The sequence below is a fragment of the Amedibacillus sp. YH-ame6 genome, assembly GCF_053848845.1.
In genome coordinates, this window is record NZ_JBSPEZ010000003.1 from 102,884 (window position 1) to 117,875 (window position 14,992).

Annotated in this window: 23 protein-coding genes and 1 riboswitch; of the genes, 11 read left to right on the plus strand and 12 right to left on the minus strand. The window is 33.5% G+C overall.

Going from position 1 to position 14,992, the window contains the following annotated elements; translation table 11 throughout:
* The 11 genes from purE to ACWG0P_RS03985 all read right to left on the minus strand — a co-directional run bounded on the left by purE (position 1) and on the right by ACWG0P_RS03985 (position 6,066).
* Positions 1-501: a 5-(carboxyamino)imidazole ribonucleotide mutase gene (gene purE / locus ACWG0P_RS03935; RefSeq protein WP_455790889.1), complete on the minus strand. Its 501-nt coding sequence runs from the start codon at positions 499-501 to the stop codon at positions 1-3.
* A 187-nt stretch (positions 502-688) separates the two neighbouring features.
* Positions 689-790, minus strand: a riboswitch (purine riboswitch).
* Between the two features lie 155 nt (positions 791-945).
* Positions 946-1,137: a hypothetical protein gene (locus ACWG0P_RS03940; RefSeq protein WP_455800576.1), complete on the minus strand. Its 192-nt coding sequence runs from the start codon at positions 1,135-1,137 to the stop codon at positions 946-948.
* 71 nt (positions 1,138-1,208) lie between these two features.
* Positions 1,209-2,345, minus strand: a complete 1,137-nt coding sequence (locus tag ACWG0P_RS03945) for a type II toxin-antitoxin system HipA family toxin (protein WP_455800577.1) — start codon at positions 2,343-2,345, stop codon at positions 1,209-1,211.
* A complete protein-coding gene (locus ACWG0P_RS03950) occupies positions 2,332-2,613 on the minus strand; it encodes a helix-turn-helix domain-containing protein (protein WP_455800578.1) in 282 nt (93 codons plus the stop codon). The genes ACWG0P_RS03945 and ACWG0P_RS03950 overlap by 14 nt, the downstream gene beginning before the upstream one ends.
* Positions 2,614-2,668: 55 nt before the next feature.
* On the minus strand, positions 2,669-3,589 hold the full coding sequence (locus ACWG0P_RS03955; protein ID WP_455800579.1) for a DUF1848 domain-containing protein: 921 nt from the start codon (positions 3,587-3,589) through the stop codon (positions 2,669-2,671).
* Positions 3,590-3,693: 104 nt separating this feature from the next.
* Positions 3,694-3,954, minus strand: a complete 261-nt coding sequence (locus tag ACWG0P_RS03960) for a hypothetical protein (RefSeq protein WP_455800580.1) — start codon at positions 3,952-3,954, stop codon at positions 3,694-3,696.
* Positions 3,955-4,022: 68 nt separating this feature from the next.
* Entirely contained in the window at positions 4,023-4,208 is a 186-nt protein-coding gene (locus ACWG0P_RS03965) for a hypothetical protein (RefSeq protein ID WP_455790874.1), read from the minus strand.
* 84 nt (positions 4,209-4,292) lie between these two features.
* Positions 4,293-4,436, minus strand: coding sequence for a hypothetical protein (locus ACWG0P_RS03970; protein ID WP_455800581.1), 144 nt, complete (start codon positions 4,434-4,436; stop codon positions 4,293-4,295).
* Positions 4,437-4,649: 213 nt separating this feature from the next.
* Positions 4,650-4,859 (minus strand): hypothetical protein, encoded by a 210-nt coding sequence (locus tag ACWG0P_RS03975; protein WP_455800582.1) that lies wholly within the window; start codon positions 4,857-4,859, stop codon positions 4,650-4,652.
* A 399-nt stretch (positions 4,860-5,258) separates the two neighbouring features.
* Positions 5,259-5,504: a hypothetical protein gene (locus ACWG0P_RS03980; protein ID WP_455800583.1), complete on the minus strand. Its 246-nt coding sequence runs from the start codon at positions 5,502-5,504 to the stop codon at positions 5,259-5,261.
* Positions 5,482-6,066 (minus strand): hypothetical protein, encoded by a 585-nt coding sequence (locus ACWG0P_RS03985; RefSeq protein WP_455800584.1) that lies wholly within the window; start codon positions 6,064-6,066, stop codon positions 5,482-5,484. Before ACWG0P_RS03985 ends, ACWG0P_RS03980 begins: the two co-directional genes overlap by 23 nt.
* A gap of 209 nt (positions 6,067-6,275) precedes the next feature.
* On the opposite strand from ACWG0P_RS03985, the gene ACWG0P_RS03990 reads away from it, so the two are divergent.
* The 4 genes from ACWG0P_RS03990 to ACWG0P_RS04005 all read left to right on the plus strand — a co-directional run bounded on the left by ACWG0P_RS03990 (position 6,276) and on the right by ACWG0P_RS04005 (position 7,868).
* Complete coding sequence (locus ACWG0P_RS03990) at positions 6,276-6,608, plus strand: PadR family transcriptional regulator (RefSeq protein ID WP_455790867.1); 333 nt, start codon at positions 6,276-6,278, stop codon at positions 6,606-6,608.
* Between the two features lie 3 nt (positions 6,609-6,611).
* The gene (locus ACWG0P_RS03995) at positions 6,612-7,013 is read left to right on the plus strand and encodes a DUF6120 family protein (protein WP_455800585.1); all 402 of its coding nucleotides are present in this window, start codon (positions 6,612-6,614) and stop codon (positions 7,011-7,013) included.
* On the plus strand, positions 7,006-7,410 hold the full coding sequence (locus tag ACWG0P_RS04000; protein ID WP_455800586.1) for a DUF6120 family protein: 405 nt from the start codon (positions 7,006-7,008) through the stop codon (positions 7,408-7,410). The genes ACWG0P_RS03995 and ACWG0P_RS04000 overlap by 8 nt, the downstream gene beginning before the upstream one ends.
* A 110-nt stretch (positions 7,411-7,520) precedes the next feature.
* Positions 7,521-7,868, plus strand: a complete 348-nt coding sequence (locus ACWG0P_RS04005; protein WP_455800587.1) for a hypothetical protein — start codon at positions 7,521-7,523, stop codon at positions 7,866-7,868.
* A gap of 34 nt (positions 7,869-7,902) precedes the next feature.
* Here ACWG0P_RS04005 and ACWG0P_RS04010 read toward each other — a convergent pair whose 3' ends face one another.
* A complete protein-coding gene (locus ACWG0P_RS04010) occupies positions 7,903-9,984 on the minus strand; it encodes a BglG family transcription antiterminator (protein ID WP_455800588.1) in 2,082 nt (693 codons plus the stop codon).
* 237 nt (positions 9,985-10,221) lie between these two features.
* Here ACWG0P_RS04010 and ACWG0P_RS04015 point away from each other — a divergent pair, with 237 nt between their 5' ends.
* From ACWG0P_RS04015 to eda, 7 genes are all read left to right on the plus strand, one after another.
* Positions 10,222-10,668, plus strand: a complete 447-nt coding sequence (locus ACWG0P_RS04015; RefSeq protein ID WP_455800589.1) for a PTS sugar transporter subunit IIA — start codon at positions 10,222-10,224, stop codon at positions 10,666-10,668.
* A 12-nt stretch (positions 10,669-10,680) separates the two neighbouring features.
* Positions 10,681-10,962, plus strand: a complete 282-nt coding sequence (locus ACWG0P_RS04020; protein WP_455790858.1) for a PTS sugar transporter subunit IIB — start codon at positions 10,681-10,683, stop codon at positions 10,960-10,962.
* A gap of 37 nt (positions 10,963-10,999) precedes the next feature.
* Positions 11,000-12,280 (plus strand): PTS ascorbate transporter subunit IIC, encoded by a 1,281-nt coding sequence (locus ACWG0P_RS04025; protein ID WP_455800590.1) that lies wholly within the window; start codon positions 11,000-11,002, stop codon positions 12,278-12,280.
* An 82-nt stretch (positions 12,281-12,362) separates the two neighbouring features.
* Entirely contained in the window at positions 12,363-12,986 is a 624-nt protein-coding gene (locus ACWG0P_RS04030; protein WP_455790855.1) for a KpsF/GutQ family sugar-phosphate isomerase, read from the plus strand.
* Positions 12,983-13,861 carry a 4-hydroxy-tetrahydrodipicolinate synthase gene (gene dapA, locus ACWG0P_RS04035; RefSeq protein WP_455800591.1) on the plus strand — a complete coding sequence of 293 codons (879 nt, stop codon included), beginning with the start codon at positions 12,983-12,985 and terminating at the stop codon, positions 13,859-13,861. Before ACWG0P_RS04030 ends, dapA begins: the two co-directional genes overlap by 4 nt.
* Before the next feature lie 17 nt (positions 13,862-13,878).
* A complete protein-coding gene (locus tag ACWG0P_RS04040) occupies positions 13,879-14,379 on the plus strand; it encodes a hypothetical protein (protein WP_455800592.1) in 501 nt (166 codons plus the stop codon).
* Positions 14,372-14,986 carry a bifunctional 4-hydroxy-2-oxoglutarate aldolase/2-dehydro-3-deoxy-phosphogluconate aldolase gene (gene eda, locus ACWG0P_RS04045; protein ID WP_455800593.1) on the plus strand — a complete coding sequence of 205 codons (615 nt, stop codon included), beginning with the start codon at positions 14,372-14,374 and terminating at the stop codon, positions 14,984-14,986. Before ACWG0P_RS04040 ends, eda begins: the two co-directional genes overlap by 8 nt.
* Positions 14,987-14,992: the final 6 nt, after the last annotated feature.

The window sequence follows — 14,992 nt, forward strand, 5'->3', positions numbered from 1 at the left end:
CTATTCTACTTCAATAACAGAATCTGCGACTACTTTGTCAGCCATAGACTTCTTAAATTCCACCATTTTGTTTGCCATATCTTCATCAAATAAAGCAATCATTTGAGCCGCAAGAATTGCTGCATTCTTTGCACCTGCTTTTCCAATCGCAACAGTTGCTACAGGGATTCCTCCAGGCATTTGTACCGTAGATAGTAAAGAATCCATACCACCTAATGCACTTGTTTGAATAGGAACACCAATTACTGGTAGTGTTGTACTAGAAGCAATTACGCCACCTAAGTGTGCCGCTCCACCAGCTGCCGCAATGATCACTTTAATGCCACGATCTTTTGCGCCTTCCGCAAGAGCGATTACTTCATTCGGTGTACGATGTGCAGATAAAGCATGAGCTTCAAATGGAATATTGAACTCTTTCAATTGGTTAAAACAGTTTTCCATAGTAGGTAAGTCTGAACGACTTCCCATAAGGATTGATACAAGTGGTTTGTTGTTTGTCATAGTTTTCTCCTCCTAGAAATAAAAAAATACATATTGCTTTTTTCCCAATATGTACACTTAAAAACGCGTATGTTGTGTAATTGTTATAGCGTATCTACTTAAGACCATAAGTAAGACCTCCTATACAAATATAAAGACGTACCTGTTTGCACAAGCAAACAAGTACGCCTTCCGTTATTCGATACGTTAGACATATCCGTTTGCTTGTAGTCCCCTCATTTAAGGTAAAGGGCTAGAAACTTCCCGACCATATTTCGGGATATATACAAGCGATCGTCAATACTCTTCTATTTTACTAAAATTCTTTATTTATTACAATAGCAATTCACGCAATCTTTTACTATTTCTTACCTGCCTAAAATGAAATACGCTTACATTTCATCTCTTTTTATACCTTACCTATTTACTTTTGAAATCTTACTCGCAATATAATACACTTTTCTATTAGAAATCATATATTTTACTTCCATCTGGATACTCTAGATATCCTTTTTTCTTGCGCCCATCATATTTCGCAATTGGGTACCTCTTCAAAGTATTTTTTTGATTTCCCATTTCACCGCTTCTAAAAAAAAGTTTTGTCATATGTTCATCTTCTTTTGTAGGCTTCACATTCACGTGTAATATCATTTTCATATCATACACCTTTTTTATATTCTACCGCATTTTCTCATAATAAAAAATTTGAATGTTTAAATGATATATGCTTACAAATATTCTTTCAACATACGTTTTATTGTTTCTTTCATCTGCTTTATGATAATCAATGCCTTTCCTTTATCAATCCCTGCCTCTAACGCAACTTCTAATAATTCATTGATATCTGGATTTTTACCATTTCCATGAACACTCGTCGCATGTTCTCCACCTATGGAATAGCTATATGTTAAGTCATATGCAGGTGATAGAATCCACGTTCGAATTGTATCATCATATATAAAACTAAAGTTATTGCTATGATCATCTCGGTTATGTCCAAACACATTAAAACACATCAAGCGATACATTTTCATTAACTCTTCATGATTGTTGGTTAACATCATAGTTAATTTCATTAAAATAGTATAATCCAGACTAGGAACGCGATGACTTGTTTCTAACAAAGCGCTGACACTTATCATATGTAGTTTTTTTACTTTATTTGTATGGCTATCCTTCATGCGATCAAATCGTTGGACGCCAAAATATCCACTACATTGTTTAGAAGCAAATAACTGAAATGAAGGTATATTCAAACCACACGCTCTTGCACATTTGTTATATGAATACTCCATTTCTCCAATATTTACATGATCCATTGCAGATGGAAACTTTATAATCCAGTCTTCGTTATGAATCTTTGTCAATATCTTAGGTCTAGCACCTCCACTAGAACCTCCCAAGAAAAACAACTCATCCAATGTTCCGCTTTTCTCATCATTCAAAATTTTCTTGCATTCATTTGCTAAATAATCAAAATCAATAATCTCACTCTCTTTATGTAATTCATATATTGGTTTATAAGATAAAGCTCCCATGCCTGATTCGCCAACAATCGCAAGACGATCTAGACTTGTTATCTCATTTGGATTTTCACCTTTACTTTGCAATAATCGATCAACCAATAATCTTCCCCACCCATCTGGCAAACTATCATAAAAAACTCCAAACAGTCCATCAAATGGTTCATAACTCTTTGGTTCAAACACACCACTTTCTAAAGGCAAAGAAAATGGAGATATACTAAAACCATGAAGAAGCCATTCATCATCATAGGCAAACGCAACTCTACCATCCTTCATAATAGCTAAAGTTCCCACACATGATGAATTATAATATACTTCTAATTTTTTATATTTGATCATCAATTACCTCCTGAATACTTTGATACTTCTTTTTCTGGAACAATTGCGAAAAATCATTTTGACATTCTAACGCCATACCGATTTTGATTAGAGAAAATAATGAAATTTCTCCACTATTTTCAAATCGTTTTATAGATCCCAAACTTACACCGGATTTTCTACTTAAACCTTCTTGACTCAATTTCATTTCCTTTCTTCTATTCCGGACATTTTCAACAATTTCTTTTTGATAATCTGGAGCCATCTTTACTTTATATATATCTATCATAGATAATATATTATCTTATTTTTACTATATTGTCAATAATTGGATAATATATTAACTAAAATAACGTGTCTTGTAATACACTCTTTTCTTTCCTCTCTACGATATAGTCTTCCGCTTCTATACGTCCAATTAATACACTGCTTTTGGGATCATGCAGTTTCATTCTATTTTCAATCTGTTTAGCATCATAATTTGCATAACAATACAAACAATGATGTGCGCAACAATTATAATCTCCAATATCAACGCTATTCATACACGCACAAGTATCGCGTACTCCCTTTCCTTTGATATGAGAAAGAGAATGTCCCGCAATCTTCTCAAGTTCTTTTTGATCCATGCACAATCCTTTTATAATACCAAACTCACTTAAATCAATTTTCTCAGCACATGTCTGTACAAGTATCCCATATTGTTTCGAGATTTTACCAAACACCTCTCCTATCTTACGCATAGAAGCTTCACTCATTTCCACCATACGCATCGTTTCCATATTCGCTTTTGTATTCTTATACATATCCACAAAAGAAATAATAATTTTACCTACACGCCCTTGTAATGTTTTACAAAGCTTCGTAAACGCAACTTCATGATACTCTATTGTGTATACCTCACTTAAGAATATTGGATCATAACGAACAACTAGTCGATCTTCACCTAATTTATCCGCAAGCGTAAGAATACTTTGTAGAATTTCCTTCTTATTAGGTAAACGTTCTATATCTTCTCTATAGGGAGTGAATGTAACTTGCATTTGAAATGGAAAAGGAACCTCATCTAGCTTATTCATAATAGGAATTGGATTCTTTGTACAAAACACAATCACATCAATATTTTGTGGATTCAATTGTATTCTAGAAATCTGATGTGGATTAAATGGATTTCTAACATCCACGAATCCTTCTTCTAAACGAGTAAAAAACCATGTACTATAATATGCTGGTATATCACAACGACCACTTACAAATAAAATCATAACATCACTTCCTCATATAGTACTATTCTATAGTATTTTAAAACGCATTTCCACTTTCTAGTTTCCTTTTCAAATAGAAAAGAAGAGTTCTTCACAAACCCTTCCTACACTTGTTTACTACCAATAAACAATACCATATCTACACACTGAATTCCCACTAGCCATAGTAAGGCATACATATAGCTAATTCCAAAAAAGATAGAACTTATAAACAACGCAGTAATTCCTATCAGTATCCATCTAAATCTTGTTGTATGCAAGACTAGAAATATTTGATTCCCTGCTTTGTATTTTTTATAAACGATTACCTTTAGAACTATATAAACTAAAAGTAGTATGATAAAACTAATAAGGCTTGCTTGCATACAATGCCCCTCCTTCATTTCTAACACTATATATACAAATTTTAATCTTGTTCTATTACAAAAGGTAATTACACATTGCCTTTCTCACGTTCTTTCAAATATTTAAAGACAGATGATACGAGCATTCCAATTGTAATGATCGTCAATAAAACCGATTGAATACTAATCTTTGTAAAGGTGTAATAAAGTGCATACCCCATGAATACGATATCAATTAAAAACACAACACCCCAAAGTAACTTTTTTGTACTCATATAGACCCTCCTTTCCTCCAGTAACTCAAGAAAGAGATAAACATAGTATTTCATGCTTATCTCATATACATAATCATTTACGTGCTAATTTCCTAGATTTGTTATCAAATACATAAATATAAAGAATAGCAATGTGGAAATAATTGCTTGGATAAAATGCTTTCCAATTTTCTTTGTTTCTTCTTTAGTAACCCATTGTTCTTCTGTTGGTTTATTATTTTCTTCCATTTTGTTAGTCTCCTTTGAATTTGATATATACTAGTTTTCTTTGTTCCTAATTAAGGTTTGCTACTGTAAAAATAATTATACGTATTTTGTGCATTCACCTTGTTTGCACCGAATCCAACTGCACTGATTAATAGTTTCATAAGATTTACTGTTTATCCCCCGTTATGTTTTCTTATAAATTCAATTTTTAACATCCTATTATAATATATCGCATTATTTTGAAATCTTTTTATTGCGATAATGTAGTAATGTATATATAAAAGTTATAATCATGTCAAGTAGAAGGCAAACTCCTATGATGATACGAACTTGCTGCCAAACTTCATCATTTTTACTCAACAATAATGATATAACGACAACTAGCAACATATTTAATGCGAACAAGAAAAACTTATGCAAGAAAAATGTCAGCTGCTCTCGCATTTATGATACCTCCTTGAAAGTTACTATTTGTGAATAGGATGTATGACAAAGTTTTGAATCAGTAATTGTAACCCTTACTCTATGCCCATTTGTTACAGCATTCACTACAGCAATATCACTCTAATTACCTTCTCAAATCATGGTCATGTTTATGGTTCAAAAAAGTCATTGTATTGTTTTTAAAATTAGGTTTAAATTCAATCACTTCCCATATTTTATCATCATTTACATCTAAAATCAGTAATTGCTCAAGCACTTTAGCACTTTAAACGCCATTTCTTTCCCTTTAAAGTGTGTACTTTTATCCTTAAATTCTATAATAGAATATGTTTCCATCATTTTCTCCTGTATCTACTCATCGACTTTAGAAATGCTCATGTTAATATTGCTATTGGAATTTTACAAACTGTCCTTTTGACTATCATATATATTTGATAATTTTTTTAATTCTTTAAAAGAGAATATATACCCTACAATTAACACAGCCGTAATCACTATTGCAGTAGATAGCTCTAATTTCCAAAAAGATACAATAATTGCAATTAATCCCAACCATGATGTTTTTTTAAAACGAATAAATTTTTCCTTTGCATTTAAATTCTTCCATAATATTTTCTTCACTTTAATAAACCCTAACTGGATCAAACCAACCACCATTAACTGGTCCAAGCAATAAATTAGCTGCATTAGTTGAATTTTGATAGAATTTTATGTTTCTATTGGTGCTTTTCTTGAAATATATACCTAAATAATAAGAATAATAATTTTCTATACTATCATATTGAGTAAATGTCACATAAATATTCGGCGCATCTGCTGTTACCGCCCCTGCTATTGTCGCTGCCCATCCAGCTGCACTGCCACCTGAAATCAATGCTCCAATTGCTGCAGCTAATAATATAGTAGACCCCTTCCATGGAATTGTTGATTTGATATTTCTTGCTGAAGCTTTGTTGATTGTTGCTCTTGTTTGTTGTATCTCTGTAACTTCATATTGAATTTTTTCTCCGTCGATTACCATTATATGTTGTTCATAGTCAACATATAATGTATGTTCTTTATTTCCATCAACAATAAGCCATTCTTTTGTTTTGGCATCATCCGTATTTAATTCTTCGATATAGCCATCCCCTAGCATTTGTCTCGTATTTTTTGCATTTAGAATCATGACAGGATTGAATATCGCTGTCCCTAATAACATGCACATTAGCGTTTTTAAAATTTTTCTCATCATACCTTCCTCCTTAGCGTTTTATTATTTATTTTTGATAGTATGATACATAATATTCGAAAGTACTTCCTATCTATACTATATACTTATACATATATTTTGTCAATCATACTTTTATAAAAATAGTATTTTTATGTTGATTGTGTTTGTGTTATACTATAAACGGAAGAAAAGATAGGAGAATCATGGCAAAGTCGAATAGTTTTTTTAATATAGATTTATTAGTATTAAGCATTTTACGAAATCATGATCATTATGGATACGAAGTCGTAAAGTTAATGAATGAGATTTCAGATGAAGCAATCACAATCAAGGAAGGTACTTTGTACCCTATTATGTATAATTTATTAAAAAAAGGTTACATAACAAGTGAAGATAAAATCGTAAACAGAAAGATTCGTGTTTATTATCATATAGAGGATACAGGAATTGAATACCTAGAGAACGTTATAAAAGAATTTAAACTAAATATCGAGGGAGTTTTTAAAATCATCCAGTATGGAGAAAAAGGGGAATAAATTATGGAAGAGTATATTCTTTTGTATATGAGAGAAGTAAAGTCGTTGATTGCTATGCATTCTAAACAAGAAAAAGAATTTCTAAAGAAATTAAAAAGTGAAATCATTCAAACTTGTGAGAATGAGAATGCAACAACTTACAAAAATATCGTAGAACTTTTTGGAACACCAAAAGAGACTGCAATTTCTTATATCGAAACAATAGAAATGGAAAGAATAACTCGTCATGTTAATAGCAAAAAATTAGCTACTTGTTTTTTATTATCTCTAGTACTAGTGATTGTTGGAATTTATACATATGATTCTTATCGTCTTAATAAATTACTTGATGCAGTTCAAGAAGAAAAAGATGCAAAAAAAGGCATTTGGGCACCAAGCGATAATGAGGAAATAACATATGAATAAAGAAATAAAAAAATACATACGTTGCGTAAAAGCTCTTATTCCAACAAATTCTAAAGAGAGTAAAGATTTCATTCTTTCTCTAAACAAGAAAATAACGCGTTCATTCAATAATGGTGAAATTCACAACCATAATGAACTATTATCTATTTTCGGCAGTCCAAATGAAATTGCAGTGTCTTACCTAAATGAATTAGAACCAACCCAAATAATAAAACAATTAAGAAAAAAAAGAGCCTTATCTAATATAATGTTTACAGGAATACTAATTGTCATACTAAGTGGCATCATTGGCATTTACAATATTCATAAGAAATATGAAGAAACAGCTTTACATCTACTAAATATTCGCGTAGAAACAACTATCACAGAGAACCCAATCCCACAGGAAGGAGAGTAAGAATGAAAACTTTAAAATTATGTATCTGTTTTGTGCTAAGCCTTGGTTTAGCCACTCCCTACACTATATCAGCGAGCACAAATCAGGAAATAATCTCAACCACAATCCATATGCAAGAAGATGGTTCCTATTATGAAGTTACGATCACAGAAAACACCAACTATACAAGGGCATCCACCAAATCAGGTACAAAAACTGAAAGATATGTCAATTCTTCTGGCTCTACAGATTGGCAAGTATCTGTAACAGGGGTATTTAGTTATTCCGGATCATCTTCGATATGTACAAGTGCTTCCGTAAACGCTAAAGCTTTCAATAGCTTTTGGTCTATATATAGTAAAAGTGCTTCTAAATCTGGTAATACTGCCAGTGCTAGTGCAACCGCAAAGAAAAATACTGGTATAAAATCTAGTCGAGGAGTCACTTTAACATGTAGTCCTACAGGTAGATTGTCATAAAGGGAAACGAATATAAAGATTCGTCTCCCTTTTTTTATACAATTTCACTTTCCAAGAAATGCAACACTTCTTTTGATGAATCTGCTTTATCTAACATTTTAAAGAATGCTTTATTGTTGAACATATCTAGTAATTGTGACATTGCGGTTAAATGACTCTCATTATCAGTAGCACTTAGCGTAAATATATATTTGATTGGATCAAGTTCCTTATTGCCAAATACAATAGGTTCTTCTAAAACTCCTATGCCTATTCCTCTTCTAAGTGCTCCTGCACTTGGTTTTGCATGAGGAAGTGCAACATGTTTTGTGATAACCACAAAAGGCCCTTCTACTTTCATTATACGTACAATTTCCTCTACATAAGCAGATTTAATATACGCATGATCAATCATTGGTTGCGCACATATACGAATGGCTTCTTCCCAATTTTTCGCATCTACATGTAAACATATCGTGTGTTCATCTACCATATGTAATAGAGTTGCAGATGGTGTTTTCTTTTCCTCTTTGATATCCATCGCAGAGAAATATGTTATAAGCTCATTTTCTAATTGTGCTTCGTTATGAATATTTGCGTGCTTTCTTACAATATTTAAAATTGCTTTTGTATTGGGTTGTTGATACGTGGAGTTTCCAAGTTGGTAATATACTTCTCTTGATATTTGATAACGTTCGCTAAAGTTCATAACGGGACTTACTTTAATCACAGGAATATAACCTGTATCAATATCTAACATATCATTCGTTGTAAAGATGATATCGATTTTTAAATCTTTATCTAATTCACGACTAGACTCCATTGGAGCATAGAAATACATTTCTGGGAACAGTTCTGTTAGTTCACTATATAAGATTGCACTACTTCCAATTCCATTTAAACAAACAATAAGAGCTTTCTTTCTTGGCACTACTTCACTCGCTCTTGTCTTAGAGTAAATGACGGTAAAGTGAATGGTTAGATATGCAATTTCTGCTTCTGGAATTGCCTTATGAAATAGACCTGTAAAAGGACGTACTGTTTCACTGATAAGCTGATATAAGTCTGCATATTCACTTTTTACACGTTCTGATAATGGATTAACAATAGGTAGCTTAAACAATAATCGATAATATGCGGGTCTAAAATGTGAGTAGAGTTTGCGAAAAATATCTTCACTATCCTTATAGTGAATTCCACTTAAGGATTCAAAACGCACCATAATCTTTTCAACAATTTCTGCTATAACAGCACAATCTGCCGTATCTTCTTCTACATCTCCAACAGAGATCCCTAGAATCCAAGCACTTATATAATAAATATCCGTTTCTGTTAGTGGCTTCTTTGTTGGTCTTTCTTTTAATAATTCTTTTGTGAAATGATATTCCTTTAAAGAATCCATAATTCCTACATCATATAAATGTGCAATTTCTTCTGAATCATTTTGCATTCTTTGCATACGTACACGTAAGAAAATAAAGATGTAAATAAATTCACTTAAGCGATCTTCTACGAAACGAATTTGGTATTGTTTCGCAAGTTCAATAATGACCAATTGAAAATAATCAAAGGTATCCAAGTGGTACGCATCAATAAACAAATCGAATACTTTGGTATTCTTCTCTTCCGCAAGGAAACAAATAATCAACTGCATCATATAGCTGCGGATTTGTAATTCTTCACCAGCTAAGTGATAGCCATGTGTTCGGTTGTTTTTTATTTCAATTCCATTCTCTTTTAACTCTTGTTGAAGGTCTTTAAAATCTAATAAAATGGTAGAACGACTTACTCCTAATTGATCCATAAAATCCATCTGAGATACATAATCCATATGCAGAAAAAGCATGAAATACATATACATCATGCGTTCTTTCTTATTCATAATATAACTCATATCCCCTTTTACAGAAGACATGATTTTCTTTAAAGCGTGTTTTGTTTGTGTTTCTAGGTAAACTTCTCCATGGACACCAAACGTAATTGGTTTACATACGTGGTCTTGTAACATATGATTTAGCTTCTCTACACGATATGCAACCTGTCTTCGAGTGGAATGTGTTTCATTTTGTAAATCCGAAGTTGTTAATAAAGATTTTTTTAACAACAAGCGAATCAGGGTTAATAAGTCATTATCCATGTGAAATTCTCCTTTCTATATAAGTATTGTAGTTTATAATGGAAGGGAGTGCAAACAAAATCATGTACAATTTTTGTATGTATCCTTTACAAAAATAAATCATGACTAGTTATGCTTACTTTTTGTCATAATCGCACACAAAAGTAGAGCACAAAAACAATTGCGAAACAATCTATCCCATTTTACAATGTGGGTGTAAGTACTAGTGCTACGAAAGACATGGACGGAGGTGAACAAATGTTAAGTGAATTATGTAACGCATCCTTGATACGCTTAAACATAGAAGCGAGTGATTGGAAAACTGCCATAAGGGAATCGGTAGCTCCGCTTGTAGAAAACAAGAAAGTAAACGAAAACTATGTTGAAGAAATTATCAAAGGCGTGTTGGAACTAGGACCTTATATTGTAATCACCAAGCATGTCGCATTGCCTCATGCCAGACCAGAGGCAGGCGCGTTAGAAACTGCTATTGGGATTGCTACATTAAAGGATCCAGTAAAGTTTGGCAACAAGGATAATGATCCAGTGAAATACTTATTTAGTTTAAGTGCTACAGATAATACAAAACATCTAAATGCATTGGCTGAATTAGCAGGATTATTTGAGAAGCAGGAGTTCTTTGAGCTATTAGATAGAGCGAAAGACCCTCAAGAAATTATGAACTATTTAAATCAAGAAAGATAGGAGGAAACAAAGATGTATAAAGCTCTCGTATGCTGTCGTGCTGGAATGGGTTCTAGTATGTTGCTCAAAATCAAAGCAGATCAAGTAATCAAAGAAAACAATTACCCAATTGAAACTGAACATGGGAATTTGGATTCACTTATGGGGTTCTCTGGAGATTTGGTCATCACGATGGATGATTTAGCTGGCGAGCTAAAAGACAAAGTACCTTACGCATTAGGTATCAGAAACATTATGGACAAGGAAGAAATGAAAGCCAAAATGGACGAATTCCTTGCCACAAAAGGGGTTTAAAATTTATAGAAATTAACATTAGGAGAGGAGAACATATATGTTAGATGCGATACTAGCGCAATCCAGAAATACTGCGCTAATTATGGGATTAATTGCCTTAATTGGTTTATTACTTCAAAAGAAATCAGCAACAGATGTCATGAGTGGAACGATGAAGACTGTCATTGGATTTATGATCTTCAATATCGGTTCAAGCGCAATGTCTGGCGTTATTACAACATTTACAGAATTATTTAATACAGGATTTGGAATTCAGGGTGTTACCACACAGGTGGAGGTAGCCACAGGGCTCGCCTTAAACACGTATGGTACCGAAGTGGCCTTAGTTATGCTACTTGGATTCGTGATGAACTTATTCTTTGCTAAATTTACTCGTTTCAAAGCAATCTTCTTAACAGGTCAGCACTTCTTATACTTTGCATGTGTACTTGCATTAGTATTTATCTCTAGTGGACTTCCTACACCTGTAACTGTTATTGGTGGTGGTATCTTATTAGGATTCTGTGGTGCAGCATTACCATCTCTTTGTCAGCCATTCATGAACAAAATCATCGGGGCAGACAACTTAGCAATCGGTCACTTTAACTGTATTGGTTATGCATTCTCTGGTTATGTTGGAAAATTGTTCAACAAAGGAGACAAAGAACACAAAGATGCTAGTACTGTTAATTTACCTAAATTCTTTGAATTATTCCGTGACTTTATCTTCTCAGTAGCATTGTTCATGGTTGTCTTATTCTACGTAGCTGTAATTGCTTGTGTAGTCAATGGACACATGGATTTCGTATTAGAAAAATCAGGAAATGACTTATGGTTTGTTTACCCATTCTTACAGGCTCTTCAATTTGCAGCAGGTATGAGTGTATTGATTTATGGTGTTCGTCAGTTCATCGCAGAAATTACTGCAGCATTCGTTGCTATTTCTGAAAAATACATTCCTAACTCTAAACCTGCAGTTGACTGTCCTGCAATCTTCCCATTCGCTCCAACTGCTGTATTGATTGGTTTCATTGGATCATTCTGTGGTGGTTTGGCTGCAATGGCTGCAATGGTTGTAATGGGTAGTCCAACAATTATGATTCCAGCTGCTGGTATCTGCTTCTTCTCTGGTGGTACTTGTGGTGTATTCGGTAACGCGTATGGTGGATGGAAAGGTGCCCTTGTAGGTAGCTTTATAGTTGGTATTGCATTAACTGCACTTCCACTCATTCTGTATCCAGCATTCTCTGAAATGGGTATTGCAGGAGCAAGTTTCCCTAACGTTGACTACAATATCATAGGAGCATTCCTACACAAGATCTTAAGTATCTTTGGATAATATAGAAATATAAAGAACAAGGATAACTTCCTTGTTCTTATTTTTAGGGATAGATGATAACAAATATAGGAGGTAATACAAAATGAAAGAACAAGAACAAATTAAAGAGTTCTTATCGATAGAAGCATCAGAGTTAGAACAATTTCGTGAACAAATGGATTATGAAGCATTGATTAAGGCTAGGGATCTTATCATCAATGCAGAAAAAAATAAGAATCGTGTACATGTAACAGGTATTGGAAAACCAGGACATGTGGCTGGATATATTGCAAGTTTATTATCCTCTACTGGTACCCCATGTTATGAATTACATGGAACCGAAGCAGTGCATGGAAGCAGTGGTCAAGTACAAGAAGGGGATGTTGTAATCGCCATTAGTAATTCAGGAGAAACAAAAGAATTGATGGCAACTGTGAATACGCTGAAACAAAACGGAGCGAAAATTATTTCTGTTTGTGGTAATCTAGAATCTTGGCTTGCCAAAGAAGGAGATGTTGCACTATATGCAGGTGTATCTCATGAAGGAGACACCATGAACAAACCTCCAAGATCTTCCATTCTTGCGGAAATCATCGTTCTTCAATGTTTGAGTATTCTATTACAATATGAAAAGAATTTAGATCCAAAACAATATGTAAAATGGCACCCAGGTGGTAGTCTTGGAAAAAGCATTAAAGAAACATTAAACGAAGGAGAGAGCATATGAAATTCGAAGGAATTATTACACCGTTAGTAACACCATTTAATGAACAACAAGAAATTAACTATGATGCGACAGAGCAATTGATAGAACACTTAATTGCACATGGTGTAAAAGGACTATTTATTTTAGGAAGTAATGGAGAATTCCATGTAATGGAAGATGAAGAAAAGGTTACCTTCGCAAAATTTGTAATCGAAAAAACAAATCATCGCGTTCCTGTATATGTTGGTACAGGTGGAAATTCAACAGCTTCTGTCATTCGTTTATCTAAACAAATGGAGGCATTAGGTGCTGATGCGTTATCTGTAATTACACCGTACTTCATTGCCCCAAAAGAACAAGAATTGATTACACATTATAAAATGATTGCAGAAGCAGTACATCTTCCAATTATCTTATACAACATTCCAAAAAGTACAGGTATCAATTTAAGCTATGAGGTTGTTCGTGAATTAGCTGCAGTAAAAAATATCGTAGCAATTAAGGATAGTAGTGGCAACATGGACAATATGAAAGATTACTTAAAGGCAGCAAATGGAAATGAATTTGAAGTAATGGTTGGTAGTGATTCTAAAATGTTAGAAGCATTTAAAATGGGTGCTACTGCTGCTGTTGCTGGAACGAGTAATTTATTAACAGATATTGATGTCGCAGTATATGATAACTTTAAAAAAGGTGATTTAGAAAAAGCAGCATATTATCAAAATGAAATCGAACCACTTCGTGATGTATTAAAACTAGGAACGGTTCCTTCTGTATTGAAAAAGGCAGTTCACTTGATGGGAATCCCGGTGGGTCCTGCTCGTTATCCTGTATGTGATTTGAGCGAAGAATCTGTCGATAAAATAAAAGCAATGCTTTCCTACTATCATATGTAGGAAGAAAGGATAATCTTATGAAATCAATTCGTATACCCTTCGATCGTGTAAAACTAACACTATCTTGTATCTTATATCTATTACTATTCCTCATGATGCCAGCCTTATGTCTTTATATCTCTTTAGATCCTCTCATGATTTTCTTTCTACTTACTATTTGTTGGTTTATGATAAAGGGCGCTATTCGTAATGTGAAACGCTTATTCAAGAATAAGCCGATTTGCAGTATTGATGATAAAGAAATTCAAATCAATTCTTTAAGCAATAAGACATATACCATGAAGTGGAATGATTTAGAAAAGGTAACCATGAAAGAAAAACATCATAGTGTGCAATTCTTATTATTTGGAAGTCATGTGGAACACGCGAGTGGTGTATATATGATTCATATTGATTATCCTTTTCTTGGAAAAGATTTAGAGTCAAAGAAACAAGCGTTACTAGAGTGCTTTGCGAAACATAAAGTACCTGTAGAAACAATACAAAAAGATAGAAAAGGAGTTCGTGTTCATGTATAAAACATTACAAAGACTTGATGAAATAAAAGCAATGGCTATCGTGCGTGTAGAGACAGCTCAAAGAGCTTATGAAATAGCAGATGGTTTAATTGATGGTGGAATTCCTTGTATGGAAATTAGTTTCACACTTCCTAATGCTGCCGAGGTTATCAAAGCATTAAAAGAGAAATACAAAGATACTCTACTTGTGGGAGCTGGAACTGTTTTAGATAGCGAAACAGCACGACTTGCAATACTCGCTGGTGCACAGTTTATCATTGCGCCAAACTTCGCACCCGAAGTAGCGAAGACTTGTAATCGTTATAGAATTCCTTATATGCCAGGATGTACAAGTGTAACTGAGATGGTACAAGCAATGGAAGCTGGTGCTTCTATGATCAAAGCCTTCCCTATTTCTAACTTCTATGGCAAAGATTTAGTGAAAGTACTAAAAACTCCTCTTCCTTATATGCCTATTATGGCAAGTGGTGGTGTTACATTGGAAACCATTCAAGATTGGATTTCTGCAGGCGTAGATTGCATTGGCTTTGGTGGATTATTGACCAAAGGAACAAGTGCAGATATCGCAAGTAATGCAAAAGCTATTCGTAAAGAACTAGATAAGTAAAAAAAA

Coding starts and splice junctions, on each gene's coding strand:
- purE (WP_455790889.1), bottom strand. CDS start 501: ATGACAAACAACAAACCACTTGTATCAATCCTTATGGGAAGTCGTTCA.
- ACWG0P_RS03940 (WP_455800576.1), bottom strand. CDS start 1,137: ATGAAAATGATATTACACGTGAATGTGAAGCCTACAAAAGAAGATGAA.
- ACWG0P_RS03945 (WP_455800577.1), bottom strand. CDS start 2,345: ATGATCAAATATAAAAAATTAGAAGTATATTATAATTCATCATGTGTG.
- ACWG0P_RS03950 (WP_455800578.1), bottom strand. CDS start 2,613: ATGATAGATATATATAAAGTAAAGATGGCTCCAGATTATCAAAAAGAA.
- ACWG0P_RS03955 (WP_455800579.1), bottom strand. CDS start 3,589: ATGATTTTATTTGTAAGTGGTCGTTGTGATATACCAGCATATTATAGT.
- ACWG0P_RS03960 (WP_455800580.1), bottom strand. CDS start 3,954: ATGCAAGCAAGCCTTATTAGTTTTATCATACTACTTTTAGTTTATATA.
- ACWG0P_RS03965 (WP_455790874.1), bottom strand. CDS start 4,208: ATGAGTACAAAAAAGTTACTTTGGGGTGTTGTGTTTTTAATTGATATC.
- ACWG0P_RS03970 (WP_455800581.1), bottom strand. CDS start 4,436: ATGGAAGAAAATAATAAACCAACAGAAGAACAATGGGTTACTAAAGAA.
- ACWG0P_RS03975 (WP_455800582.1), bottom strand. CDS start 4,859: ATGCGAGAGCAGCTGACATTTTTCTTGCATAAGTTTTTCTTGTTCGCA.
- ACWG0P_RS03985 (WP_455800584.1), bottom strand. CDS start 6,066: ATGTGCATGTTATTAGGGACAGCGATATTCAATCCTGTCATGATTCTA.
- ACWG0P_RS03990 (WP_455790867.1), top strand. CDS start 6,276: ATGGCAAAGTCGAATAGTTTTTTTAATATAGATTTATTAGTATTAAGC.
- ACWG0P_RS03995 (WP_455800585.1), top strand. CDS start 6,612: ATGGAAGAGTATATTCTTTTGTATATGAGAGAAGTAAAGTCGTTGATT.
- ACWG0P_RS04000 (WP_455800586.1), top strand. CDS start 7,006: ATGAATAAAGAAATAAAAAAATACATACGTTGCGTAAAAGCTCTTATT.
- ACWG0P_RS04005 (WP_455800587.1), top strand. CDS start 7,521: ATGCAAGAAGATGGTTCCTATTATGAAGTTACGATCACAGAAAACACC.
- ACWG0P_RS04010 (WP_455800588.1), bottom strand. CDS start 9,984: ATGGATAATGACTTATTAACCCTGATTCGCTTGTTGTTAAAAAAATCT.
- ACWG0P_RS04015 (WP_455800589.1), top strand. CDS start 10,222: ATGTTAAGTGAATTATGTAACGCATCCTTGATACGCTTAAACATAGAA.
- ACWG0P_RS04020 (WP_455790858.1), top strand. CDS start 10,681: ATGTATAAAGCTCTCGTATGCTGTCGTGCTGGAATGGGTTCTAGTATG.
- ACWG0P_RS04025 (WP_455800590.1), top strand. CDS start 11,000: ATGTTAGATGCGATACTAGCGCAATCCAGAAATACTGCGCTAATTATG.
- ACWG0P_RS04030 (WP_455790855.1), top strand. CDS start 12,363: ATGAAAGAACAAGAACAAATTAAAGAGTTCTTATCGATAGAAGCATCA.
- dapA (WP_455800591.1), top strand. CDS start 12,983: ATGAAATTCGAAGGAATTATTACACCGTTAGTAACACCATTTAATGAA.
- ACWG0P_RS04040 (WP_455800592.1), top strand. CDS start 13,879: ATGAAATCAATTCGTATACCCTTCGATCGTGTAAAACTAACACTATCT.
- eda (WP_455800593.1), top strand. CDS start 14,372: ATGTATAAAACATTACAAAGACTTGATGAAATAAAAGCAATGGCTATC.